Origin of the sequence: Actinomyces sp. S6-Spd3, assembly GCF_000758755.1 — a bacterium.
Classification (GTDB): domain Bacteria; phylum Actinomycetota; class Actinomycetes; order Actinomycetales; family Actinomycetaceae; genus Pauljensenia.
This window is the reverse complement of record NZ_JRMV01000187.1, coordinates 1-693: the sequence shown is the minus strand read 5'-3', so window position 1 is coordinate 693 and position 693 is coordinate 1. Positions and strand designations below refer to the sequence as shown.

The 693-nt window shown below is 55.8% G+C and carries 1 protein-coding gene; it reads left to right on the top strand.

Translation table 11 applies throughout. From position 1 onward, the window contains the following. Nucleotides 1-693: PH domain-containing protein (locus HMPREF1627_RS01100; RefSeq protein WP_034500405.1), on the top strand; the 693-nt coding region annotated here is incomplete at both ends.

Genomic DNA, 693 nt, shown 5'->3' with positions numbered 1-693 from the left:
CATCTACAAGGTTCCGGCAGGGCGCCTGCTTGCGTCACTGGCACTCAACATGGGGATTATCTTCTCTATTCTCGTGGGGTTGGCCATCGCTGCGGGTTCATTGGTAGGAACTTTGATAGAGGGTGTCTCCTTCGCCGCAATGATCCCAGCGGTTGTTGGTGGCCTCGCATTGTTTGCATACCCGTTCAACCAGTTTGCAAACAACTTCGGATTCACCGCGTTTGTGACACATGATGGTATTCGTGTGCGCTCAGGCCTTCTATCTACCCGCGCGCAAACCATTCCGGTGCAGCGCATTCACGCAGTGACGGTTTCCCAGCCGTTCTTCTGGCGCTTTTTTGGCTGGTACCGAGTAAAAATCGTGCAGGCCGGTTTCGCGGCGAACGCGCAAGACAAGGTAGAGCACGACCTGCTGCTTCCTGTAGGCACGCGTGAAGAAATGCTCCAAGCCCTGTGGATGGTCTACCCCGACCTCGGCGTTTCTAACCCGGTTGAAACAATCATGTACGGCCTTGAGGGTGAAGGCGAGATGCTCGGATTCAGCCAGAACCCGCAGCGCTCGCACCTGTTCGACCCGTTGGTTTGGCGCCGCCGCTCAATCAAACTAACCGATGTTGCGATCCTGCTACGCGACGGTTTCTTAACCCGGTCATTCTCGGTTCTGACCTATGACCGCCTGCAGTCCACGCTAAT